Raw genomic sequence first — 23487 nt, 5'->3', positions numbered from 1 at the left:
TATGCGTGAGGACGGCGTTCCGTGGATTGCGCATTTCAGGCGACTCGGGTGAGCTGGCTGTTACGGCCGTGCAGCGTTGGGGGGACGGCCGCCGCGCGAGGCCCGAGTGAGACATCGAGTGCGATCGAGTCGGGGTCGACATGATTCTGCGTGGCACTGGTCAGCGTCGGCAGGGCTACGAGGTGACGCTCCGGGGAGCGATACCAGCCGTTAGGCTCCCCGGCCATGACCGCCGCAACGGAGCCGATCGGGGACGCGTCCGGCGCTGCCGCCGACGAGCCGGACGTCCACACCACCGCCGGCAAGCTCGCCGACCTGTACCGACGTGCCGCCGACGCCGTCGACGCCGGGTCGGGCGCAGAGCGCCAGCACGCCAAGGGCCGCCAGACCGCGCGCGAGCGCATCGACCAGCTGCTCGACCCGGGCTCGTTCGTCGAGCTCGACGCGCTCACGCGCCACCGGTCGACCAACTTCGGGATGGACGCCAAGCGCCCCTTCGGCGACGGCGTCGTCACCGGCACCGGCACCGTCGACGGCCGCCAGGTCGCCGTCTTCAGCCAGGACGCCACCGTGTTCGGCGGGGCGCTCGGCGAGGTGTACGGCGAGAAGATCGTCAAGGTGATGGACCTGGCGCTCAAGATCGGGTGCCCGATGATCGGCATCAACGACGGCGGCGGGGCGCGCATCCAGGAGGGCGTCGTCGCGCTCGGGCTCTACGGCGAGATCTTCGTCCGCAACGTCCGCAGCTCCGGCGTCATCCCGCAGATCTCGCTGGTCATGGGCCCGTCGGCCGGTGGCGCGGTGTACTCCCCCGCGCTCACCGACTTCATCGTGATGGTCGACGGCACCAGCAACATGTTCATCACCGGCCCCGACGTGATCAAGACCGTCACCGGTGAGGACGTCGAGATGGAGGACCTCGGCGGCGGCCGCGCCCACAACACCAAGTCCGGCGTGGCGCACTACCTCGGCAGCGACGAGGCCGACGCGATCGACTACGTCAAGGAGCTGCTGGGCTACCTGCCCAGCAACAACCTCTCCGAGCCGCCCGCCTACCCGGCGCCCGAGCCGGTGGCGGGCTCGATCGCCGACGGCCTCACCGACTCCGACCTCGAGCTCGACACGATCGTCCCGGACTCGGCGAACACCCCCTACGACATCCACGGCGTGATCGAGCGGGTCGTCGACGAGGGCGAGTTCCTGGAGGTCCACGAGCTGTTCGCGCCGAACATCGTCTGCGGCTACGGGCGGATCGAGGGCAGGTCGGTCGGGATCGTGGCCAACCAGCCGACGCAGTTCGCGGGCTGCCTCGACATCGACGCGTCGGAGAAGGCCGCACGGTTCGTGCGCACCTGCGACGCGTTCAACATCCCGGTCGTCACGTTCGTCGACGTCCCCGGCTTCCTGCCCGGCACCGAGCAGGAGTGGGACGGCATCATCCGCCGCGGCGCGAAGCTGATCTACGCCTACGCCGAGGCCACCGTCCCGAAGGTCACGGTGATCACGCGCAAGGCCTACGGCGGCGCGTACGACGTCATGGGGTCCAAGCACCTGGGCGCCGACATCAACGTGGCCTGGCCGACGGCGCAGATCGCGGTCACGGGCGCGGCCGGCGCGGTGAGCATCCTCTACCGCAAGGAGCTCAAGGACCTCGAGGGCGACGAGCTGGCCAACCGCCGCGCGGAGCTGCAGCAGGAGTACGAGGACACCCTCGCCAACCCCTACATCGCGGCCGACCGCGGCTACATCGACGGCGTCATCCCGCCCTCGCACACCCGGGGCTACGTCGGCCGGGCGCTGCGGGCGCTGGAGACCAAGCGCGAGGCGGTCCCGGCGCGCAAGCACGGGAACATCCCCCTGTGAGCGAGGACGAGGCCGCGAGCACGGACGACGGGGAGACCGCCGCCGAGCCCACCCCGGAGGAGCGCCGCGCGCTCTTCCGGGTGGTGCGCGGCACGCCCACCGACGCCGAGCTCGCGGCGCTCACGGTCGTGCTCGCGGCGGCCTCCGCCGGCGGCGGCGACGCCCCGGTCCGGCGCCGCGACCGCTGGTCGGACCCGGTGGCGCGCCTGCGCGCGCCGCTCACCCCGGGCCCCGGCGCGTGGGCGGGCACGTACCTGCCCCGCTGACGGGGCGGTCCGGTCAGCTCGCGACGGCGGTCCGGGCGAGCGCGTGCTGGACCAGCGCGACGAGCGCGGACCGGCCCGAGTCGTGGTCGCGCGCGTCCAGCCACACCAGCGGCACGTCCGGACCGAGGGCGAGCGCGTCGCGGACGTCGTCGGGCCGGTGCTCGTCGGCGCCGGGGAACCGGTTGACGCCCACGACGAACGGCAGCCGGCGGTTCTCGAAGTAGTCGATCGCCGGGAAGCAGTCGTCGATCCGGCGCAGGTCGACGAGCACCACCGCACCGACGCTGCCCCGGGCCAGCTCGTCCCACATGAACCAGAACCGCGACTGACCGGGCGTGCCGAACAGGTACAGGATCAGCGACGAGTCGACCGTGAGGCGGCCGAAGTCCATCGCCACGGTCGTCGTGCTCTTGTCGGGCACGAGGTCCGCGTCGTCGACGCCGACCGAGGCCGAGGTCATGGCCTGCTCGGTGAGCAGCGGCGGGATCTCCGAGAGCGTCCGCACCAGCGTCGTCTTGCCCACTCCGAACCCGCCGGCGACCAGCACCTTGAGCGGGATCAGCTCCTCATCGACCCGCACGGAGTCCCTCCAGCAGTCGTTCCAGCACGGCGGGCGACGGCCCGTCCTCACCCGACGGCGGCAGGTGCACCGCGAGGTGGCCGGCGTCGACGAGATCGCTGACCACCACCCGCGCCACCCCGACCGGCACCCCGAGCGCGGCCCCGACCTCGGCGACCGACACCGGCCGCGCGGCCAGCTCCACCGTCGAGCGGTACTCCGGTTCCAGCCCGTGCGGCGAGGCGTCGGCGGTGGCCGTGACCAGCGCCTCCACGGGCAGGTCCCGGCCCGGGAGCGAGCGGGTGCGGCCGCGGGTGAGCGCGTACACCGGCACCACCCGCCCGCCGGACCGGTGCTCGCTCACGTCGCTGTGGCCGTGCGCGCGGCCGGGGTCAGCGCGTGGCCGACCCGGGCGGCGAGCAGAGTCATCTCGTAGCCGACCAGCCCGATGTCGCACTGCCGCTGGGCGAACACCGCGAGCGTGGCCCCGTGGCTGATCGCGGTGACGAACAGGTAGCCGCCCGCCATCTCCAGGATCGTCTGCGTGACCGGCCCGGCCGCCAGCAGCTGCGCGGTGCCGCGGGCCAGGCTGACCAGTCCCGACGCCGCCGCGGCGAGCTGGTCGCCCAGCGACGTCGCGACCTGCGACGACGTCGCGAGCCGCAGCCCGTCGCCGGAGACGACGACGCCGTGCACCACCCCCGGCGTGCCGCCGACGAACTCCTCCAGCAACCAGTCCAGCCGACCGCTCACGTCACGCCCCCGTTGTCGACGGTGTACTGCGCCGCACTGCGGCTGGCCTGGTAGCGCGACAGCGCGCTCGCGGCGGCGCCGTCGTGCACGGGTGCGGCCGGCTCCGCGCTCACGGGCACGCGCAGCTCCGGCGCCAGGTGCGCCTGCGGCACGCGGCGGCGCAGCCCGCCCCGCGCCGGCTGCGCCGGAACCGGCGGGCCGGCGGCACCGGGCCGCGGGCGCGGGTCCGGCACCGACGGGGCGGGTGCGGGCCACCCGCCGGCCACCGGGGCCTGCGGCGTGGCCGCGAACGGAGCCGGTGGTGCCGTCGCGAAACCGTCGGACGGTGCCGAGGCGAACGCGTCGGACGGGGTGCCGCCGACGGCACCGGACGGCGTGGGCGCGAACGGGGACGGTGGCGCGGCCGCGAAGGAGACCGGCGGGGCGCCCGCGGAGGAGGTGGGCGGTACGGCGGCGGCGAAGGGACCGGCGCCGAACGGCTCGGCCGACCCGTCCGCCTCCGGGCTCCACCAGCCGCGCCACTCGCCGTCCTCGGGCCCGGTGGCCGTCGGGGCGAACGGCGCCGGCCACGCGGTGGCCGTCCCGGACGCCGCGACCGCCACCCGCTCCGGGGCAGGGGCAGGGGCAGGGGGCCGGTGACGGGGCGGGGACCGGAACGGGGGGCGGGGGCGGGGGGCAGGAGCGGGGGACGGGACGGCGACGCGCTCCGCCGGCACCGGCCGCACCGGCGACGGGGCGTCCGGCTCGCCGAGGGCGTGCCGGGAGGGGGTGAGGTCCCCCGGCGCGCGGCGGGGCAGCGGCGCGCCGGGGCCGCCCGGGAACAGGGCGGCGGGCAGCACCACGACCGCGGTGACGCCCGAGCCGGGGGTGGCCCCGAGGGAGACCCCGACGCCGTGCCGGGCGGCCAGCCGCGCGACCACGTGGAAGCCCAGCCGCTGGGCCACGGCGAGGTCCACGTCCTGCGGTCGGGCGAGCAGCTCGTTGGCGGCGGCCAGGTCCTCCGGCGGCATCCCCACGCCCCAGTCCTCGACCGTCACCAGGCACGCCCCCTCGCTGCGGGGGTCGGGGCGGGCGCGGACGGTGACCGTGGTGTCGGGCGGGGAGAAGCGCACGGCGTTCTCGGTCAGCTCGGCGAGCAGGTGCGTGAGGTCGGCGACGACCCGCCCGGAGACGGCGCCCACGCGCTCGTCGATCACCGTCGTGACCCGGTCGAGGTCCTCGGTCTCGGCGATGGCGGCCCGCGCGACGTCGCGCAGCGGCACCGGGGCCGACCACGTGCGCGGCTGCTGCTCGCCGGCCAGCACCAGCAGGCTCTCGGCGTTGCGGCGGACGCGGGTGGCCAGGTGGTCGAGGGTGAACAGGTCCGCGAGCGCGTCGGGGTCCTGCTCCTTCTCCTCGAGCTGGTTGATGATGTCGAGCTGCCGGTAGAGCATGCTCTGGTTGCGCCGCGCCAGGTTGACGAGCATGTCCGAGGCGAAGCGCCGCCTGCCGATCTCGGCGTCGGCCGTGACCAGCTGCCTGCCCAGCGCCTCCTTCTCCGCCTGCTCGTCCTCGGTGATCCGCCAGAAGATCACCATGCCGACGCAGGCGGCGAGCACGCCGAGGCCGTGGATCCCCGACCACAGCCACGGGTCCGCCTGGCCCGCGGGGTGGGCGAAGATCAGGTCGCCGAGCCAGATCGTGCCGATCCCGTGGCTCAGGACGGTGAAGGCCACGTTCCACAGGAACGGCACCCAGTCCTGGTAGAGCGCGATGAAGCCGATGATGATGAAGAAGTGGAAGTGGGCCTCGATGCTGCCCGAGGTGAGCACGACCAGGGCGGCGGAGCAGAACACGAGCCCGCCGGTGACGAAGAACGACGCGAGCCGCCGCTGCCTCACCACGAGGCCCATCACCAGGCCCAGCACCGGACCGACCAGCGCCGCGCCGATGAGCAGGGGCGGGTCGCCCAGCGCGAGACCCAGCAGCGCGAGCGCGGGGAGGTGCAGGGCCAGCGTCCAGCGCAGCAGGCGGTGACGGCGCCGCCAGGCGCGGTCGTCGAGGGTGTTGCCGCGGGGCAGGTAGTGCCACAGGCGGCCGGCCGTCCCGGCAGCCGGGCCGTCGTCGACCCCTCCCGCTGCGGGGTCGACGGGTGTGTCCACGCTCATCGCACTGTCCCCTCCGGCGGCCACGGACGGACGCCACTGCATCGGTCGCGCACCGTACGTGCCCGACCGGTCGCGTTGGGCCACACCACGGACGTTCAGGACATTTCGGAGCAACCGTTCGGCGCGTTCCGGCGGCAGACGGGTGCACTCGTTGCACCCGAACGCACGTGTGACCGGCGCCACGTCTCGCCGACGGCACCGCCGGGGCGCGCTGGGCGCCCAGGAAGGCGCGTTGGGCGCCGGGACCGCCGTCGACCCGCCTCCCGCCGCGGAGCAATCTCGACTGCTCCGTACGGCCCAGCGCTCCACGGCCCCGTCCCGGCGAGCACCGCAGGGCGGTACGACGTGTGCGGCGCGGGCCAGGTCACGGCCCCCCGACGCCCGGGCCGGACCCGGCCGTAGGGTCCGGCGTCGTGCGCGTCGTACTGGCCTCGGCCTCCCCCGCCCGCCTCTCGGTCCTGCGCGCGGCGGGGCTGGACCCGCTCGTGCAGGTGTCCGACGTCGACGAGGACGCGCTCCTCGCGTCGATCCCGGACGCCACCCCGGCCGAGAAGGTCACGACGCTCGCCGGCGCCAAGGCCACCACGGTGGCGCGCCGGATCGAGGAGACCGAGGCCGTGGTCCTGGGCTGCGACTCGATGCTGCACATCGGCGGCGACCTGGTCGGCAAGCCCGGCACCGTCGACGAGGCCCGCACCCGCTGGCGCGCGATGGCCGGCGGCACGGGCGAGCTCGTCACCGGGCACGCCGTGCTCCGCGTCGCCGACGGGGAGATCGACCGCGTCGCCGAGGGCCACGCCGTCACCGTCGTCCGGTTCGGCGAGCCGACCGAGGAGGAGCTCGACGCCTACCTGGGGACGGGCGAGCCGCTCGCGGTGGCGGGCGCGTTCACCCTCGACGGGCTCGGCGGCTGGTTCGTGGAGGGCGTCGACGGCGACCCGTCCAACGTCATCGGGATCAGCCTGCCCCTGGTGCGGCGGCTCCTGGCGGGCGTCGGCGTCGGGGTCACCGACCTGTGGGCAGCGCCTCCGGCGCCGTGACCCGCGCGCGCCGGACGAACGGCGCCACCGGGGAGAACCGCAGCGCCTCGGGCAGGCGCACCACCAGCTCGCGGCGCCCGTGCAGCACCACGAGCCCGTCGCGGACGGCGGCCGGGAGCTCCAGCACCCCCTCCCACACCTGGTAGAGCACCGAGAGCGTCGACTCCACGGTCACGTCGACCTCGTGCCCGGGGTCGGTGAAGCACAGCGACACGTCGTGCGGCTGCACCACGAACCAGAACCGCGACCGGCGGGCGTCGGGCACCCGGACGTGCAGCACGGTGCGCCGGTCGCCGAACGGGGCCGGGTCGATGCCGCCGCGGATCCACCACATCAGCACCGTCGGGTCGAGCTCGTCGGCCCGCGGCTCGCCGAACGCCCACCGCGCGCCCCACTCGGCCAGCCCGAAGATCAGCGGCCGCAGCTCCTCGCACGCCTGCGTGGGCCGGTAGCCCTCCTCGTCGTGCACGACCAGCCCGCCGCGCTCGAGCTGGCCCAGCCGCTTGGACAGCAGCCCGCGCGAGCAGCCGGGCAGCCCGCGCGCCAGCTCGTTGAAGCGGGTGGCACCGACCAGCAGGTCCCGGACGACGAGCAGGGTCCAGCGGTCGCCGAGCAGCTCCAGCGACCGGGTGATCGGGCAGTACTGGCCGTAGCGGGACACGGCGTGGATCGTCCTCCGGCCGGTGCAGATCCGGAACTATCCGCGGCCCCGGTTACACCGGACGCTCGGTCCCATGACCACTCTGGAGCAGTCCCGCACCCGCATCACCGACGACGAGGCGCGGTCGCTGGCCGCCGGCATCGGCCGTGCCGCCGCCCCGTTCGACGCCGACCACGACCGCGACGCCACCTTCGTCGCCGAGGCCTACGCCGCCATGGCCGAGCGCGGCTACCTGCGCCTGGCGGTGCCGACCGACCTCGGCGGGCTCGGTGCCGGGTCGCGCCAGGTCGTCCTCGCCACCGAGGAGCTGGGCACGCACTCCGGCTCGGCCGCGCTCGCGTCCGCCATGCACCAGTACCTGACGCTCGTCCAGTGCTGGCGGCGCCGCCACGGGGCGCCCGACGCGGAGGCGGTGCTGCGCCGCGTCGCGACCGAGGACCTCGTGATGGCCACCAGCGGCGGCTCGGACTGGGTGTGCCCGACGACGACGGCCACCGCCGTCGAGGGCGGCTACCGGCTCGACGGGCGCAAGGTGTTCTGCACCCAGGCCCCGGTGGCCGGCGTCGTCTCCACGTCGGCGGTGCTGGGCCCGCCCGGCCCGGACGCGGTCGTCCTGCACGCCGGGGTGCCGCTGTCGGCTCCGGGCGTCTCGATCGTCGAGACCTGGGACACGCTCGGCATGCGCGGCACGGCGAGCCACGACCTCGTGTTCGACGGCGTGTTCGTGCCCGCGGAGAAGGTGCTGGGCAGGCGGCCCTACGGCGTGCTCGCCGGGCCGCTGCTGGTGGCCGCGATCCACTTCGCGCCGGTGGCCGCGGCCGCCTACCTCGGGGTCGCGCGCGGCGCGGTGGAGGAGGCCACGCGGCTGGTCGCCGCCCGCGGGGTCCCGTCGGCGTCGACCGTCCGGCTCGTCGGGGAGGCCCACTCCCGGCTGCGGGTGGCGCGCTGGGCGCTGCTGGCCGCCGTCGACGAGGTGGGCGAGGACCCGGCCGCCGACGAGGACGTCCTGCTCACCCTGATGACGACCAAGCGGCACGCCGTGACCGAGGCGCGGGCCGTCGTCGACCTCACCCTGGAGATCGCGGGCGGCAGCGCCTTCTTCCGCACCTCGCCGCTGGAGCGCGCCTACCGCGACGTGCGCGGTGGCGCCTTCCACCCGCTCACGCCCGAGGCCACCCTGGAGCTCGCCGGACGGCGCGCGCTGGCGGTGTGAGGGCCCCGCACCGGCGGCGACGGAACCGTCGCCGCCGGACTAGCCTGGTCCCATGGCTCTGCAGAACGACACCGACCCGAAGCTGGCCGAGTACGCGCACCCCGACCGCCTGGTCACGACGACGTGGCTGGCCGACAACCTGGGCGCCGACGGCCTCGTCGTCGTCGAGTCCGACGAGGACGTCCTCCTCTACGACACCGGCCACATCCCGGGGGCCGTGAAGGTCGACTGGCACACCGAGCTCAACGACCCGGTCACCCGCGACTACGTCGACGGCGCCCGCTTCGCCGAGATCTGCGGCGAGCGCGGCATCACCCGCGACACCACCGTCGTGTTCTACGGCGACCGCAACAACTGGTGGGCCACCTACGCGCTGTGGGTGTTCAGCCTGTTCGGCCACCCCGACGTGCGGATCCTCGACGGCGGGCGCGCCAAGTGGGCCGCCGAGGGCCGCGAGATGACCACCGAGCAGCCCAAGCCCGAGGCCGTCGCGTACCCGGTCGTGGAGCGCGACGACGCCGCGATCCGCGCGTTCAAGGACGACGTGCTCGCGCACCTGGGCAAGCCGCTGGTCGACGTCCGCAGCCCGGGCGAGTACTCCGGCGAGCTGCTGCACATGCCCGACTACCCGCAGGAGGGCGCCGTCCGCGGCGGCCACATCCCCGGCGCGGCCAGCGTGCCGTGGGCCCGCGCGGCCGCCGAGGACGCCACGTTCCGCTCCCGGGCGGAGCTCGAGGCGATCTACCTGGAGGAGCAGGGCCTCAAGGCCGACGACGACGTCGTCGCCTACTGCCGCATCGGCGAGCGCTCCAGCCACACCTGGTTCGTGCTCACGCACCTGCTCGGCTTCGACAAGGTCCGCAACTACGACGGCAGCTGGACCGAGTGGGGCAACGCGGTCCGCGTGCCGATCGTGCAGGGCAGCGAGCGGGGCTCGGCGTGAGCCTGCCTCCGCAGCTGGAGGAGCTCGTCGAGGACTTCTCCGGCGTCGGCCCGAAGGACCGCCTGCAGCTGCTCCTGGAGCTCTCCCGCGAGCTCCCGGAGCTGCCCGAGCGCTACGCCGACGCGGCCGACTCGATGGAGCAGGTGCACGAGTGCCAGTCGCCGCTGTTCCTCGCCGTCGAGGTCGACGACGACGCCGACCGGCGCGTGCACCTGTTCTTCTCCGCGCCGCCCGAGGCCCCGACCACGCGCGGGTTCGCCTCGATCATGCACACGGGGATGGACGGGGAGCCGGCGTCGGCCGTGCTCGCCGTGCCCGACGACTTCTACACCGCGCTCGGGCTCGCCCAGGCCGTGAGCCCGCTGCGGCTGCGCGGCATGGCCGCGATGCTCTCGCGGATCAAGAAGCAGGTCCGCGCCGCCGTGTAGGCCCGCACCCGGGCCACCTCAAGTCCTGGTGAAGAACGTTCCCCCGGACGGTGCCGGTCGCAACACTGTGAGGCGTCTCATGAGGACGTCTTCAGGAGGTGCGCGATGGACACCTGGGGAATCAGCGGCCCCACCTTCCTCACCGGCTACGTGCTCCTGGCCGCGGTGGTGTGGGTCGCGGCCGCGCGGCGGCGCCGTGCGCTCGCCGAGGGGTCACCTCGTACCGCCCACGACCTGGGCGGGCACGAGGTGGCCCACCTCAACGGCGGCCCCGAGCTGGCCGTCACCTCCGCGCTGACGGCCATGCACCTGCGCGGCACGATCGCCCCGGCCAAGGGGCTGGTGCACGCGGTCGGCCGCCTCGAGCCCGGAGCCCACCCGCTCGAGCGGGCCGTCCACTTCACCTGCGGCAGCCCGGTGCCCCGCGCCCGGCTGCCCCTGCACCGCCCCGTGCGGACCGCGCTGGACGACATCCACGCCCGCCTCGTCGCCCAGGGCCTGCTGCTCTCGGAGCCGCGCCGCCGCGAGATCCGTGCGACGGGCTGGTGGGTCGGCGCCGTCGCGCTGCTGGGGCTGCTGCGCCTGCTCGCCGGCATCGCCGACAGCAGGCCCGTCGGGTACCTCGTCGCGGTGCTGCTGCTGGTCTGCGTCGTCACGGCCGTGCTGCTGGCCCGGGCCCCGCGGCGCTCCCGCGCGGGTGACGAGCTCCTGGCGCGCCTGCGGTCCGAGCACGACGCCCTGCGGCCGGACTCCCGGCCCGACTGGGTGGCCTACGGCCCCGCCGCGGCCGCGCTCGGCGTCGGGATCTTCGGGGCGAGCGCCGTGTGGGCGTCCGACCCGGCCTTCGCCGAGGAGCTCGCCGTGCAGAAGGCCACGGCCCCGGGCGGTGACGGCGGCGCCTCCTTCTCCGGGGGCGGCGACGGCGGGGGCAGCGGCGATGGCGGGGGCGGCGGGGGCGGCGGAGGGTGCGGCGGTGGCTGCGGCGGCTGACGCCCGGGCCGCCGGTCCCGGACCCGCCCGGCTCGCCGGCGTGGGGATCGGCTGGCGGGCCGCGATCGCCGGCGTGGTGGCCGACGTCGACGGCCTCGGCTTCACCGAGGTCGTCGCCGAGTCCCTCGCTCCCGCAGATCCGCCTCGAGGGGTGGCGGCTCTGCGGGAGCGGGGGGTGTGCGTCGTGCCGCACGGGGTGCGGCTGTCGCTGGGCGGCACCGACCCGCTCGACCCCGCCCGCGTCACGCACCTCGCCGCCTGCGCGGCCGGCGTCGGGGCGCCGCTGGTGAGCGAGCACGTCGCGTTCGTCCGGGCGGGGGGCCGCGAGGCCGGGCACCTGCTGCCGCTCCCCCGCTCCCGCGACGCGCTCGACGTCCTCGCCGCCAACGTGGCGCGCACGCAGGCCGAGCTGGACGTCCCGCTGGCGCTGGAGCCGATCGCCGCGCTGCTCGACTGGCCCGACGACGCGATGACCGAGGGCGAGTTCCTCACCGAGCTGCTCGACCGCACCGGCGCCCTGCTGCTGCTCGACGTCGCCAACGTGCACGCCAACGCGGTGAACCGCGGGCAGGACCCGGAGGCGGTGCTCGACGCGTTCCCGCTCGACCGCATCGCCTACGTCCACGTCGCGGGCGGCGCCACGCACGACGACGGGCTCTACCACGACACCCACACCGCGCCCGTCCCCGACGCCGTGCTGCGGCTGCTCGGGGCGCTGGTCGACCGCCTCCCCGCCCCGCCGCCGGTGATGCTGGAGCGCGACGGCCGCTACCCGCCCGCCGCGGAGCTGCACGCCGAGCTGGCGGCGATCCGGGGCGCGGCCCGCCTGGAACCCCCCGCGACTCGGGAACCCCCCGCGAGTCGCGCTCTCGTCGCGCGTGAGTCGCGGTGAGCGTCGTCTGGGGCCCGGACGCGCCCTCGGCCCGCGACCGCCTCGCCGCCCGCCAGGCCGCCCTCGTCGAGGCCCTGGTGGCCGGCGGCCCGCCCCCGCCCGGCTTCGACGCCACCCGCCTCGACGCCACCCGCTGCGCCCTGCTGCGCAAGCGGGCCGGCGCGGCCGCCGAGCTCTGGCCGCTGCTCGCGGCGTCCTTCGGCGCGCGCTGGAGCGCGGTGTTCGCCGAGCACCGCGACGGCCACGAGCCGGTCGGGGCCCTGCGCGACGGCTGGGACGTGGCGCGCGCGGTCACCGGGCTCACGGGCGGCGCCGCGGCCGAGCTGGCCGCCCGCGAGGCCGCGTTCCGCTACGACGGCCGCCACCCGCCGCGCCCCCGGCTGCGCACGCGGCTGCGCCGGATGCGCAGGCGCTGACCTCCCGCGGTCGGGCGCAACGTCATCGACGCCACACGGTCCTCCGTCCGGCGATCGGGCCGGTCATGCCTAAACTCCCCGGTAACCACGCGCCGGGGCAGGGGTTCCCCGGTCATCTCAGGGAGGCCGCAACGTGCCGCGCTTGACCAAGGTCCTCGTCGCGAACCGCGGGGAGATCGCCGTCCGCGTGATCCGGGCCTGCGCCGATGCCGGGATCGGCAGCGTCGCGGTCTACGCCGACCCCGACCGGGACGCCCCGTTCGTCCGGCTGGCCGACGAGGCGTTCGCGCTCGGCGGGTCGACCGCCGCGGAGTCCTACCTCGACATCACCAAGGTGGTCGACGCCGCGAAGCAGGCCGGCGCCGACGGCATCCACCCCGGCTACGGCTTCCTCTCCGAGAACGCCGACTTCGCCCAGGCGGTCATGGACGCCGGCATCACCTGGATCGGGCCGACGCCGCAGGCCATCCGCGACCTCGGCGACAAGGTCACCGCCCGCCACATCGCCACCCGCGCGGGCGCGCCGCTCGTCCCCGGCACCAACGACCCCGTGTCGGGCGCCGACGAGGTGATCGCGTTCGCGAAGGAGCACGGGCTCCCCGTCGCGATCAAGGCCGCGTTCGGCGGCGGCGGCCGCGGCATGAAGGTCGCGCGCGAGGAGAAGGAGATCGCCGAGCTGTACGACTCGGCGGTCCGCGAGGCCACCGCGGCGTTCGGGCGCGGCGAGTGCTTCGTCGAGCGCTACCTCGACAAGCCCCGCCACGTCGAGGCGCAGGTGCTGGCCGACACGCACGGCAACGTCATCGTCGTCGGCACCCGCGACTGCTCGCTGCAGCGCCGCTTCCAGAAGCTCGTCGAGGAGGCGCCCGCGCCGTTCCTGTCCGACGAGCAGCGCGCCACGATCCACGAGGCGTCCAAGGCCATCTGCAAGGAGGCCGAGTACCACGGCGCCGGCACCGTCGAGTTCCTCGTCGGCCAGGACGGGCTGATCTCGTTCCTGGAGGTCAACACGCGCCTGCAGGTGGAGCACCCGGTCTCGGAGGAGACCTCCGGGCTCGACCTCGTCCGCGAGCAGTTCCGCATCGCCGAGGGCCTCGAGCTCAACCTGCTGGAGGACCCGGAGCCGCGCGGGCACTCGATCGAGTTCCGGATCAACGGTGAGGACGCGGGCCGCAACTTCCTCCCCGCGCCCGGCACCGTCTCGTCGATCTCGTTCCCGGCCGGGCCGGGCGTGCGCGTCGACGCGGGCGTGGAGTCGGGGTCCGTCATCGGCGGGCAGTTCGACTCGCTGCTGGCCAAGCTCATCGTCACCGGCTCCGACCGCGCGCAGGCGCTGGAGCGCTCGCGCCGCGCGCTGGCCGAGTTCCGCGTCGAGGGCATGGCCACGGTGCTGGAGTTCCACCGGCTCGTCGTCGAGGACCCGGCCTTCACCGGCGCCTCCGAGGACGAGTTCACCGTCCACACGCGGTGGATCGAGACCGAGTGGGAGAACACGGTCCCGCCGTTCGAGGGCGGCGAGGGTGCCGACGAGGAGACCGCGCCGCGGCAGTCGGTCGTGGTCGAGGTCGGCGGGCGCCGCCTCGAGGTCTCCCTGCCCGGCGACATCGCGTTCGGCGGCGGGGGCGGCGGCGCCGCGGCGGCCAAGGCCCCGCGCAAGCGCGGCGGCGGCAAGGGCGGCAGCGCGGCGTCGGGCGACTCGGTCACCGCGCCGATGCAGGGCACGATCATCAAGGTCGCGGTGTCCGACGGCGACACCGTCTCCGCGGGCGACCTCGTCGTCGTCCTGGAGGCGATGAAGATGGAGAACCCGGTCACGGCGCACAAGGACGGCACGGTGACGGGGCTGAACGCCGAGCAGGGCGCGTCGGTCACCCAGGGCACCGTGCTCTGCGAGATCAAGGACTGACCGTGCGCGGCAACCGTGGCCCTGGCCACGGTTGCCGCTCACGACCTCGTCATGGACCCCGTCGAGATCAACGCCGGCGCCTGGTACCTGCGGGTGCCCCGCGCCGACGACCGCATGGACGACCGCCACGCCGTCCTCGCCTCGTGCTCCGACCCCGAGATCACGCGCTGGCGCCACCGCCCGCCGCCCGACCCGGCCGAGGCCGACGCCTACGTCCGGCGCCGCCTGCGCGACTGGGCCCGCGACGAGCGCTACACGTGGGCGGTCTGCGAGCCGACCACCGGCGAGATGCTGGGCGAGGTCTCGCTCGACCGCGTCGACCTGCCGATGGCCCAGGCCGAGGCCGCCTGCTGGGCGCTGCCCGCGGCCCGGCGCCGCGGCATGACGACCACCGCGCTCGGCGCCGTCCTGCGCTTCGGCTTCGCCGGGCTCGGGCTGCACCGCGTCACCTACATGTGGGCGGCGGGCAACACCGCCTCCGGGCGGGTCGCGGAGAAGTGCGGGTTCCGCACCGAGGGCCGGATGCGCGACGCCTGGGTCGTCGACGGCGAGCGGCACGACGTGATCGTCACCGGCCTCCTGGCGACGGACCGTTGACGCCGTCGCGCGCGCCCGTCTAGCGTCCGTCGGGCCAGGTCAGCCACAGCGACCCCGCACCGTGCTGCACAAGTGCATAGCGGACAGCAGTGATGAACCCGTGTGTCCACCCACGGGGCCCGGTTCCTCCGCCACGCGGACGACCGCGCCGCGGATCCCCCACCACGTCGGCTCAGGCCACGCCGTGGGACGTCCCCGACCTTCCAGGCGACCAGGATCCGTCATGCCCCCCGACCCGCTCGTGACCACGCACGTCCACACCGACGGGCCCATCCCGGGCCCGCACTCCCTGCTCACCCTGACCTCGGCCGCGCACACCGGCGGCGGGGTCCTGATCAGCACGTTCTCCGCGAACGTGCGCGAACTGCCCGGAGCCACGCTCCACCCGGGAGCCCTGTCCCACTGGCGGTCCAGGGCCGACGACTGGCTGCACTCCCGCCGGGCCTCCCGTCCCCCCGCCCTCGCGATGACCGACTACGCCCGGTGGATCGACCAGTTCCCCGGCGCCGTCTACGTCGCCGACCCCGCCCGCACCGACCACCTCTTCGTCTACTGGTACCTGCAGCGCTACACCGGCCGCTGGCCGTTCGCGGGCACCCTGCTCGACGCGGCCGTGCACAGCCGCCTCGAGTGCTCGGCCCTCTGCTCACTGACCGGCTGCCGGGCGCCGCACGCGGCGCCGCTGGCGGCCACCAGCTGACCGGCGACGGCCGGCGCGTCCGCGGACGCGCCGGCCGTTCGTCGTTCCCGCCGGGGCTCCCGGCAGGATCCCCGGCATGACCGCACTGACGAAGGGCGCCAACACCGCCGTCGACGCCCGGCGCCTCGACGTCGCCCTGACCTGGTCGCCACGCCCCGGACTCCCGACGTCGACGCGTCGGCCCTGCTGCTCGACGCCGGCGGCCGCGTCCGGTCCGACGCCGACCTCGTGTTCTACAACCAGCCCGAGCACGCGACGGGGGCCGTGCGCCACACCGGGAAGGCGACGGCCGGCGACACGCTGAGCGTCGACCTCGGACGGGTCGAGGACGCCGTCGACCGCATCGTGCTCGCCGCGTCGGCCGACGGCGGCACGTTCGGCGACGTCCCGGGCCTGCTGCTGCGGCTCACCGACGCCGACGGGGGCGGCGTCGTCGCCGAGTTCGCCATGACGGCGTCGACGGAGACCGCGTTCGTCGGCGGTGAGCTCTACCGGCGGGGCGGAGCGTGGAAGTTCCGGGCGGTGGGTCAGGGCTACGCCTCCGGGCTGGCCGGGCTGGCCACCGACTACGGGATCACGGTCGACGACGAGCCGGTGGCGACGCCCGCCCCGGAGGCCGGCGCCGGCCTGCCGATCGACGTGCGGAAGCGGCTTGACCTGCGCAAGCGCCAGGTCGCGGTGTCGCTGGAGAAGCGGGGTGCCCGCGGGGTCGCGGCCCGGGTGGTGCTGGCGCTCGACGCGTCGGGCTCCATGAGCCGGCTCTACCGCGACGGCGTCGTGGGCCGGGTCGTGGAGCGCATGGCCGCCGTCGCCGCCGCCCTCGACGACGACGGCACGATGCAGGCCTGGACGTTCGCCACGAACCCGGCCCGCCTGCCCGACCTCGTCGTGGACGACCTGCCCGAGTGGATCCGGCTGCACGCGCGGGTCGGGGAGTTCCGGATCCGCAAGCGGCCGCCGCGGGACCTCGAGCCGGGCCAGGTCGACATGGCCGCGGTCGGCGGGTCCAACGACGAGCCGAAGGTGATCGCGCAGATCCGGGCCTTCGTGCGGGCGGCGCCCGTCGCGGTCCCGACGCTCGTCCTGTTCTTCTCCGACGGCGGCGTCACCCGCAACCGCGAGATCGAGCGCGAACTCCGCGACGCCGTCCCGGAGCCGGTGTTCTGGCAGTTCGTCGGGCTCGGCCGCCGCAACCGGTACGGCGTGCTGGAGAAGCTGGACACGATGACCGGCAGGCGCGTCGACAACGTCGGCTTCTTCGCCGTCGACGACATCGACGACCTGCCCGACGCCGACCTCTACGACCGGCTGCTCGCCGAGTTCCCGTCCTGGATCACCGACGCCCGGGCGGCCGGTGTGCTGCGTCGCTGACCCGTGATCAGGGCAGGCGCCCGGCCGTCAGCCCGCGCCCGGCGACCGCCCCGGCCACGCCGGCCAGCACCGTGATCCCGGCGAGCAGCAGGGTCACCAGGCCCAGCCCGCCCAGCAGCAGCCCGATGCCGGCCGAGGCGAGGCCGACCACGAGCCCGGTCCGGGCGACGACCGGCCCGCTGCGGCCGCGGGTGGCGATGCGGGCGCCCGCGGCCGTCAGCCCGATCGCGATCAGCCCCGCGAGCGGGCCGAGCAGGAGGGCGCTGGGCGGGACCAGGAGGAACAGGGCGTCGTCCAGGACCTGGGCGCCGACGGCGGCGACCAGGACCGGGGCGACGGGGACCGACGACGTGACGGGCTGGATGCTCATGCCGTCCAGGGTCGGCCGCGGGGGCTCCCTCCGGTATCCGGGAAACCCCCGAGTCGCCCCCTGGTCCGGGTCGGCCTAGTCCAGGTCGCCGTGGCGCATCAGCTGCCGCCCGGCCTCGGTGATCGAGCCGGACAGCGACGGGTAGACCGAGAACGTGTACGCCAGGTCGTCGACGGTGAGCCCGTTCTGCACGGCCAGCGCGATCGGCAGGATCAGCTCGCTCGCCACCGGCGCCACCACGACCCCGCCGACGACGACGCCGGTGGCCGGGCGGCAGAACAGCTTCACGAAGCCGCGCCGCAGCCCCTGCATCTTCGCGCGGGGGTTCGTCGAGAGCGGGAGCATGATCGTCCGGGCCGGGACCTCGCCGGCGTCGATCGCCCGCTGGCTGATCCCGACGGTCGCGATCTCGGGACGGGTGAAGACCGCCGACGCCACCGTCTTGAGCTTGATCGGCGCCACACCCTCGCCGAGCGCGTGCCACATCGCGATCCGCCCCTGCATCGCGGCGACGGAGGCGAGCATGAGCAGGCCGGTGCAGTCGCCCGCCGCGTAGACCCCGGGCACGCTCGTGCGCGAGACGCGGTCGACGGGGATGAACCCGCCGCGGTCGGTCTCGACGCCGACCTTCTCCAGCGCGAGGTCGGCGGTGTTGGGCACCGAGCCGACCGTCATCAGCGCGTGCGAGCCGATGATGGTGCGCCCGTCGGCCAGCGTGACGACGACGCCGCCGCGGCCGTCGAACAGGGAGTCGTCGCGGCGCACGGAGTCGGCGCGCGCCTGGCCGAGGATCTCGACGCCGCGCTCGGCGAACACGTCCTGCAGCACCGCGGAGGCGTCGGCGTCCTCGCCGGGGAGCACGCGGTCGCGGCTGGACACCAGGGTCACGCGCACGCCGATCTCGACGTAGGCCGACACGAACTCCGCTCCCGTGACGCCGGAGCCGATCACGACGAGGTGCTCGGGCAGCTCGGGGAGGTCGTAGAGGTCGCGCCAGGTGAGGATGCGCTCGCCGTCGGGGCGGGCGTCGTCGAGGACGCGGGGGGTGGCGCCCGTGGCGATCAGCACGACGTCGGCGGGGAGGATCTCGCGGGAGCCGTCGGCGCCCCGGGCCTCGACGACGTGCGGCGCGCGGGCGGCCGGCTCGTCGGTGAAGCAGGCCGAGCCGCGGACGATCCGCACGCCCTCCCGCTCGACGCGCGCCCGCACGTCGGCCGACTGGGCCAGCGCGAGGCCCTTGACGCGGGCGTTGACGACGGGCAGGTCGACGCCGACGGAGTCGGGACCGGCCGTCAGGCCGAGCTCCGGCGCGCGGTGCAGGTCGACGCGGATGCCCGCGGAGGAGATGAAGGTCTTGGACGGGACGCAGTCGTGCAGGACGCACGCGCCGCCCATGCCCTCCTGCTCGACGATGGTGACGTCGCTGCCGTGCTGGGCCGCCACCAGGGCCGCCTCGTAGCCGGCCGGGCCGCCGCCCATGATCACGATGCGGGTCATTCGGGCCTTTCGGGGGAATCTGCGGGTCTCCCGATCACGGTACGCGCGGGGGGGAGCACTACGCTGTGCCGGTGCCGCTCTACGCCGCTTACGGGTCGAACATGGACCCCGCCCAGATGAAGCAGCGGGCTCCCCACTCGCCGATGGCGGGAACGGGGTGGCTGCAGGGCTGGCGCCTGACGTTCGGCGGGTCGGACTACGCCTGGGAGGGCGCGCTGTCCACCGTCGTCGAGGCGCCGGGCGAGCAGGTGTTCGTCGTGCTCTACGACGTGCCCGAGCCCGACGCCTCGCAGCTCGACCGCTGGGAGGGCGGCGAGCTCGGGATGCACAAGAAGCTGCGGCTGCGCGTGCACACGCTGGAGGGCGACGTCCTCGCGTGGATCTACGTGCTCAACGACTACGAGGGCGGCGAGCCCAGCGCCCGCTACCTCGGCGTGCTCGCCGACGCGGCCGAGCAGGCCGGCGCCCCGGACGACTACGTCGCCGCGCTGCGCAGCCGGCCCAGCAGCAAGTCCTTCTGACCTGCTCGTCGGCGACCTCTTCCGGCGCCTGCTGACCTCCGCCGTCCCGTCGGCAGGCGGCTCGCCCACCCCCTGCGCGCGGGATGTACCCCCCGCGTAACGCGCGCGTCACGCGGCCGGAGCAACCGCGTACTTGGCTGACCCGTCGTCGGGCGGGAGGGGCGGGTGCTGATCGAGTTCGGGCTGCTCGGCCCGGTCGGGGCGTGGCGCGGCGGCCAGCCGGTGCCCCTGGGCGGGCGCAAGCAGCGCGCCCTGCTCGCCGCGCTGCTCGTCCGCGCCGGTCGGGTGGTGTCGCTGGACCAGCTGATCGACGACCTGTGGCCCGCCGGTCCGCCCGCTCGCGCCGCGGCGACCGTCCAGGTCTTCGTGTCCGACCTGCGCCGCGCGCTGGAGCCCGAGCGCCCGCGCGGCACGCCGCCCCGCCTGCTCGTCACCTCGGCGCCGGGGTACGCCCTGCGGACCGACGCCGTCGACGCCCTGGAGTTCGCCCGCCTCGCCGCGGCCGGTCGCGCCGCCCTGGACGACGAGGACGCCGAGCGGGCCGTCGAGCTGTTGGGCCGCGCCGAGGCCCTGTGGCGCGGTGCCGCGCTCGCCGACGTCGCGGACGAGCCGTTCGCCCGCGCCGAGGCCGCGCGGCTCGAGGAGCTGCGGCTGGGCTGCGCCGAGGACCGCCTCGACGCCGAGCTGGCGCTGGGCCGGCACACCGCGGTCGTGGCCGAGCTGGAGCAGCGCGTCGGCGCGCACTCCCTGCGCGAGCGGCTGCGGGCGCAGCTGATGCTGGCCCTGCACCGCTCCGGGCGCCAGGCCGACGCGCTCGCCGTCTACGCCGCGGGCCGGCGGATCCTGCGCGACGAGCTCGGGCTGGAGCCGGGGGCGGCGCTGCGCGCGATGCAGCAGGGGGTGCTCGGCCACCGCCCCGAGCTGGAGTGGTCGCCGCCCGGGCCGGTGGTCGTCGACGCCGTGTTCGCGGAGCCGTCGGACGAGCCGGGGCGCGTGCTCGTCGTCGACGACAGCGGGACCAACCGTCGCCTGCTCGGCGCCGCGCTCACCGCGCTGGGCCACGACGTGCGCACGGCCGGGGACGGCAGGCGGGCGCTCGAACTGCTGCGCGCCGAGGACGTCGACGTCGTCCTGCTCGACGTCCTCATGCCGGTGCTCGACGGGTACTCCACGCTCGCCGCGATCAAGGCCGACGCCCGGCTGAGCCACCTCCCGGTGATCATGGTGTCGACGGTGCACGAGCTGGACGGCGTCGTCCGCTGCCTCGACCTCGGCGCCGCCGACTTCCTCCCGAAGCCGTTCAGCGCCGCGGTGCTGCGGGCCCGGCTGCGGTCCTCGCTCGCGGCCAAGCGCCTGCGCGACACCGAGCGCGAGCACCTGCGCCGGGCGGAGGAGTCCGTCGGCGGCGGGACCGGGGCCGACGACGTCGCCGGGCGGCTGCTGCAGCTCACCCGCGACGTGGCGGCGCGCGAGGCCGCGCTGCGCGAGGAGATCGCCGCGCTGCGGGCGGAGCTGGGGCGGTCGGCGTCGTGACGACCGGGACGTCGCTGCGCCGGCTCGTGCAGGTCGGGATCGGCACCGGGTTCGCCCTGCTCACCGTGCTGCTGCTGCTGAGCCTGGCCGCGGAGCGCAGCACGCACGGCTCGGCCGACGCTGAGGCCCGGCGGTCGACGTCGCTGCGGCTGGCCGACGAGCTGCGCCAGACCTCCGACGACCTCACCCGGATGGCGCGCAGCCACGTCGCCACCGGCGAGCCGCGGTACCGGGCCTGGTTCGAGGAGATCCTCGCCATCCGGGCCGGCACCGCGCCCCGGCCCGTCGCCTACGACGAGATCTACTGGGACGTCGTCAGCGACACGGGGCAGCGCCCTACGCCGTTCGGCCCGCCGGAGAGCTTCGCGGCGGTGGCCGCGCGGGCCGGGTTCGAGCCCGAGGAGCTGCGGCTGCTGGCCGTCGCCCGCGAGCGCTCGGACGCGCTGGCGCGGCTCGAGCAGCAGGCGTTCGCGCTGATCGGGCAGCCCGACCGCGCCACGGCGCTGCTGTACGGAACCGACTACCTGCGGGCCAAGGCGCAGATCATGGAGCCGATCGGGCAGGTGTTCGCGCTGGTGGACGCCCGCACCGCCCGGGAGACCGCGCAGGGCGTGCAGGAGGCGCGGACCTGGTCGGCGGCGGCCGTCGCGGTCGCGCTGCTGCTGCTCACGGGCATGGCCGTGTTCGCCGCGAACACCCGCCGCGCCGTCATCCGGCCGGTGCTCGACCTCGACGAGGCCACCGCCCGGATCGCCGAGGGCGACCACGACGTGCGCGCCCCGGTCGCCGGCGTCGGCGAGATCGCCGCGCTGGCCACCCGCTTCAACGGCATGGCCGAGCGGGTGCGGGCGCGCACGGCCGAGCTGGAGCTGCTGCACCGCGTCGCCGCCACCGCGCACCAGGCGGTCGACCTGCCCGCCGCCACGCGGGAGGTGCTCGACCTCGTCTGCGCGCACACGGGCTGGAAGGTCAGCCACGTGTACTGGCGCGAGGGCGCGGAGCTCGTGCCGTCGGCGATCTGGCGCGGGGGCTCGCCCGCGTTCCGCTCGGCCACCGAGGATCTGCCGCCGACCAGCGGCGTCGGCCTCGCGGGGCGGGTGCTGGCCACCGGCGCCCCGGTCTGGATCCGCGACGTGCTGCGCGACCCCGACTTCCCGCGCCGCGCCGCCGCCCCCGACCTGGGGGCCGGGCTGGCGTTCCCCGTGCTCGCGGGCGGCGAGGTCGTCGCGGTGCTGGAGTTCTTCTCCTCGGCCCCCGCCGAACCCGACGACGCCCTGCTCGCGCTCCTGGCCGACGTCGGACGACAGCTCGGGCGGGTCGTCGACCGGGTGCGCGCCGCCGACGCCCTGCGCGACGCCGCCGCGGCGGCCGAGAGCGCGAACACCGCGAAGAGCGCGTTCCTCGCGACGATGAGCCACGAGATCCGCACGCCGATGAACGCGGTGATCGGCATGTCCGGGCTGCTCCTGGACACCGACCTCGATCCCGAGCAGCGCCGGTTCGCCGGGATCGTCCGCGACAGCGCGGGCTCCCTGCTGCTGCTCATCAACGACATCCTCGACTTCTCCAAGATCGAGGCGGGGCGGCTCGACCTGGAGCGGGCGCCGTTCCACGTCGCCGGGTGCGTGCAGGGTGCGCTCGACCTCGTCGCGGCCGACGCCGCCCGCCGCGGCGTCGCGCTGCGCTGCGACATCGGACCGGACGCGCCCGAGGCGCTCGTCGGGGACGTCACGCGGGTGCGGCAGGTGCTGGTCAACCTGCTGGCCAACGCCGTGAAGTTCACCGAGCGGGGTGAGGTCGAGGTGTCGGTGCGGGCGGACGACCTGGCCGACGGCACGCACGAGTGGCGCCTCGCCGTCCGCGACACCGGGATCGGCATCCCGCCCGACCGGCTCGGGACGGTCTTCGAGTCGTTCACCCAGGCCGACGTCTCCACCGCCCGGCGCTTCGGCGGCACCGGGCTGGGCCTGGCCATCTGCCGGCGGCTCGTCGACCTGATGGGCGGCACGATCGGGGCCGTCAGCGAGGTGGGGGTGGGCACGACCGTCACCGTGGTGCTGCGGGCCGCGGGCGGGGTCGCGGTGGACCAGGTGCCCGCACCCGCCGTCGAGGGGGTCGGGGGGCCGCTGCGGATCCTCGTCGCCGAGGACCACCCGGTGAACCAGCGGCTCGTGCTGCTCCAGCTCGCGAAGCTGGGACAGCGCGCCGACGTCGTCAGCGACGGGGCGGAGGCGGTGGCCGCGGTGCAGCGGCGCGAGTACGACGTCGTGCTGATGGACGTGCGCATGCCCGACGTCGACGGCGTCACGGCCGCCCGGCGGATCCGCGCGCTGCTCGGGGCGCGGGGGCCGCGCATCGTCGCCGTCACCGCCGACGCCTCCCCCGGCGACCGCGACGCGTGCCTCGCCGCGGGGATGGACGACCACATGACCAAGCCGCTGCAGCCCGCGGAGCTCGCCCGGGCCCTGCGCGGCTGCGCGCCCCCGGTGCTCGACCGGGGGGCCCTGGCCGCGCTGCGCGAGCTGGTCGGCGACGACCCGGACGCCCTGTCGGGCCTGGTCGAGGACTTCCTCGACGAGGCCCCTCCCCTGCTCGACGCCCTGGTCGGCGACGACCCGGCCGACGCGCGACGGGCCGCGCACACGCTGGGGGCGCTCGGGGCGACGTTCGGGGCCACGGCGATGGCCGAGCTGTGCCGGCGCGACGGGCCGCCCGCCGCGATCGGCTCGGAGCTGCGGCGCGTCGCGCTGGCCCTGCGCCGCGGCGATCACTTGGCCGGTGCTTAGCGCTCCCCTGTTCCCTTCCGGGCACGGGGTCGACG

The 23487-nt window shown here is 75.5% G+C and carries 23 protein-coding genes; 16 read left to right on the top strand and 7 right to left on the bottom strand.

The window, feature by feature from the left end:
- Window positions 1–225: 225 nt before the first annotated feature.
- Both HOP40_RS13040 and HOP40_RS13035 read left to right on the top strand, forming a co-directional pair.
- The gene (locus tag HOP40_RS13040; RefSeq protein ID WP_172158155.1) at window positions 226–1863 is read left to right on the top strand and encodes an acyl-CoA carboxylase subunit beta; all 1638 of its coding nucleotides are present in this window, start codon (window positions 226–228) and stop codon (window positions 1861–1863) included.
- On the top strand, window positions 1860–2129 hold the full coding sequence (locus HOP40_RS13035) for an acyl-CoA carboxylase subunit epsilon (protein WP_172158153.1): 270 nt from the start codon (window positions 1860–1862) through the stop codon (window positions 2127–2129). The genes HOP40_RS13040 and HOP40_RS13035 overlap by 4 nt, the downstream gene beginning before the upstream one ends.
- Window positions 2130–2142: 13 nt before the next feature.
- Here HOP40_RS13035 and HOP40_RS13030 read toward each other — a convergent pair whose 3' ends face one another.
- Genes HOP40_RS13030 through HOP40_RS13015 form a run of 4 tightly spaced genes read right to left on the bottom strand, consistent with a single transcriptional unit; the run spans window position 2143 to window position 5588 of the window.
- Entirely contained in the window at window positions 2143–2709 is a 567-nt protein-coding gene (locus tag HOP40_RS13030) for a GTP-binding protein (RefSeq protein WP_205347175.1), read from the bottom strand.
- Window positions 2696–3052 carry a DUF742 domain-containing protein gene (locus HOP40_RS13025; protein WP_172158150.1) on the bottom strand — a complete coding sequence of 119 codons (357 nt, stop codon included), beginning with the start codon at window positions 3050–3052 and terminating at the stop codon, window positions 2696–2698. Before HOP40_RS13025 ends, HOP40_RS13030 begins: the two co-directional genes overlap by 14 nt.
- Entirely contained in the window at window positions 3049–3441 is a 393-nt protein-coding gene (locus HOP40_RS13020; protein WP_172158147.1) for a roadblock/LC7 domain-containing protein, read from the bottom strand. Before HOP40_RS13020 ends, HOP40_RS13025 begins: the two co-directional genes overlap by 4 nt.
- Window positions 3438–5588 (bottom strand): sensor histidine kinase, encoded by a 2151-nt coding sequence (locus tag HOP40_RS13015; protein ID WP_172158144.1) that lies wholly within the window; start codon window positions 5586–5588, stop codon window positions 3438–3440. The genes HOP40_RS13020 and HOP40_RS13015 overlap by 4 nt, the downstream gene beginning before the upstream one ends.
- A gap of 413 nt (window positions 5589–6001) precedes the next feature.
- Between HOP40_RS13015 and HOP40_RS13010 the strand changes: the two genes are divergently transcribed.
- Window positions 6002–6628: a Maf family protein gene (locus HOP40_RS13010; RefSeq protein WP_172158142.1), complete on the top strand. Its 627-nt coding sequence runs from the start codon at window positions 6002–6004 to the stop codon at window positions 6626–6628.
- Here HOP40_RS13010 and HOP40_RS13005 read toward each other — a convergent pair.
- Window positions 6594–7289: a winged helix-turn-helix transcriptional regulator gene (locus tag HOP40_RS13005; protein ID WP_172158139.1), complete on the bottom strand. Its 696-nt coding sequence runs from the start codon at window positions 7287–7289 to the stop codon at window positions 6594–6596. The two genes, HOP40_RS13010 and HOP40_RS13005, sit on opposite strands and share 35 nt — an antisense overlap.
- 73 nt (window positions 7290–7362) lie before the next feature.
- On the opposite strand from HOP40_RS13005, the gene HOP40_RS13000 reads away from it, so the two are divergent.
- From HOP40_RS13000 to HOP40_RS12955, 10 genes are all read left to right on the top strand, one after another.
- The gene (locus tag HOP40_RS13000) at window positions 7363–8502 is read left to right on the top strand and encodes an acyl-CoA dehydrogenase family protein (RefSeq protein ID WP_172158136.1); all 1140 of its coding nucleotides are present in this window, start codon (window positions 7363–7365) and stop codon (window positions 8500–8502) included.
- Between the two features lie 52 nt (window positions 8503–8554).
- Window positions 8555–9445 carry a sulfurtransferase gene (locus tag HOP40_RS12995; protein WP_172158133.1) on the top strand — a complete coding sequence of 297 codons (891 nt, stop codon included), beginning with the start codon at window positions 8555–8557 and terminating at the stop codon, window positions 9443–9445.
- Window positions 9442–9873 carry a SufE family protein gene (locus HOP40_RS12990; RefSeq protein ID WP_205347174.1) on the top strand — a complete coding sequence of 144 codons (432 nt, stop codon included), beginning with the start codon at window positions 9442–9444 and terminating at the stop codon, window positions 9871–9873. The genes HOP40_RS12995 and HOP40_RS12990 overlap by 4 nt, the downstream gene beginning before the upstream one ends.
- A 105-nt stretch (window positions 9874–9978) precedes the next feature.
- A complete protein-coding gene (locus tag HOP40_RS12985) occupies window positions 9979–10863 on the top strand; it encodes a TIGR04222 domain-containing membrane protein (RefSeq protein WP_172158130.1) in 885 nt (294 codons plus the stop codon).
- Complete coding sequence (locus HOP40_RS12980) at window positions 10847–11755, top strand: MbnB/TglH/ChrH family RiPP precursor modification enzyme (RefSeq protein WP_240157648.1); 909 nt, start codon at window positions 10847–10849, stop codon at window positions 11753–11755. The genes HOP40_RS12985 and HOP40_RS12980 overlap by 17 nt, the downstream gene beginning before the upstream one ends.
- Window positions 11752–12171, top strand: a complete 420-nt coding sequence (locus HOP40_RS12975; RefSeq protein ID WP_172158125.1) for an SCO6045 C-terminal-like domain-containing protein — start codon at window positions 11752–11754, stop codon at window positions 12169–12171. Before HOP40_RS12980 ends, HOP40_RS12975 begins: the two co-directional genes overlap by 4 nt.
- 133 nt (window positions 12172–12304) lie before the next feature.
- Window positions 12305–14077 (top strand): acetyl/propionyl/methylcrotonyl-CoA carboxylase subunit alpha, encoded by a 1773-nt coding sequence (locus HOP40_RS12970; RefSeq protein WP_172158122.1) that lies wholly within the window; start codon window positions 12305–12307, stop codon window positions 14075–14077.
- A gap of 51 nt (window positions 14078–14128) precedes the next feature.
- The gene (locus tag HOP40_RS12965) at window positions 14129–14674 is read left to right on the top strand and encodes a GNAT family N-acetyltransferase (protein ID WP_172158120.1); all 546 of its coding nucleotides are present in this window, start codon (window positions 14129–14131) and stop codon (window positions 14672–14674) included.
- Between the two features lie 223 nt (window positions 14675–14897).
- A complete protein-coding gene (locus HOP40_RS12960) occupies window positions 14898–15374 on the top strand; it encodes a hypothetical protein (RefSeq protein WP_172158117.1) in 477 nt (158 codons plus the stop codon).
- A 141-nt stretch (window positions 15375–15515) separates the two neighbouring features.
- Entirely contained in the window at window positions 15516–16745 is a 1230-nt protein-coding gene (locus HOP40_RS12955; RefSeq protein ID WP_172168277.1) for a VWA domain-containing protein, read from the top strand.
- A 7-nt stretch (window positions 16746–16752) separates the two neighbouring features.
- Here HOP40_RS12955 and HOP40_RS12950 read toward each other — a convergent pair whose 3' ends face one another.
- Both HOP40_RS12950 and HOP40_RS12945 read right to left on the bottom strand, forming a co-directional pair.
- Window positions 16753–17115 carry a hypothetical protein gene (locus HOP40_RS12950; RefSeq protein ID WP_172158115.1) on the bottom strand — a complete coding sequence of 121 codons (363 nt, stop codon included), beginning with the start codon at window positions 17113–17115 and terminating at the stop codon, window positions 16753–16755.
- A gap of 75 nt (window positions 17116–17190) precedes the next feature.
- On the bottom strand, window positions 17191–18612 hold the full coding sequence (locus HOP40_RS12945; protein WP_172158113.1) for an NAD(P)H-quinone dehydrogenase: 1422 nt from the start codon (window positions 18610–18612) through the stop codon (window positions 17191–17193).
- A gap of 71 nt (window positions 18613–18683) precedes the next feature.
- Here HOP40_RS12945 and HOP40_RS12940 point away from each other — a divergent pair, with 71 nt between their 5' ends.
- The 3 genes from HOP40_RS12940 (at window position 18684) to HOP40_RS12930 (ending at window position 23452) form a co-directional block, all read left to right on the top strand.
- Window positions 18684–19133, top strand: coding sequence for a gamma-glutamylcyclotransferase family protein (locus tag HOP40_RS12940; protein ID WP_141279060.1), 450 nt, complete (start codon window positions 18684–18686; stop codon window positions 19131–19133).
- A gap of 165 nt (window positions 19134–19298) precedes the next feature.
- Complete coding sequence (locus HOP40_RS12935) at window positions 19299–20666, top strand: BTAD domain-containing putative transcriptional regulator (RefSeq protein WP_205347172.1); 1368 nt, start codon at window positions 19299–19301, stop codon at window positions 20664–20666.
- Window positions 20663–23452, top strand: a complete 2790-nt coding sequence (locus HOP40_RS12930) for a hybrid sensor histidine kinase/response regulator (RefSeq protein ID WP_172158110.1) — start codon at window positions 20663–20665, stop codon at window positions 23450–23452. The genes HOP40_RS12935 and HOP40_RS12930 overlap by 4 nt, the downstream gene beginning before the upstream one ends.
- Window positions 23453–23487: the final 35 nt, after the last annotated feature.

The organism is Pseudonocardia broussonetiae (genome assembly GCF_013155125.1).
Lineage (GTDB): Bacteria > Actinomycetota > Actinomycetes > Mycobacteriales > Pseudonocardiaceae > Pseudonocardia > Pseudonocardia broussonetiae.
This window is presented reverse-complemented; position numbering and strand designations above follow the sequence as displayed.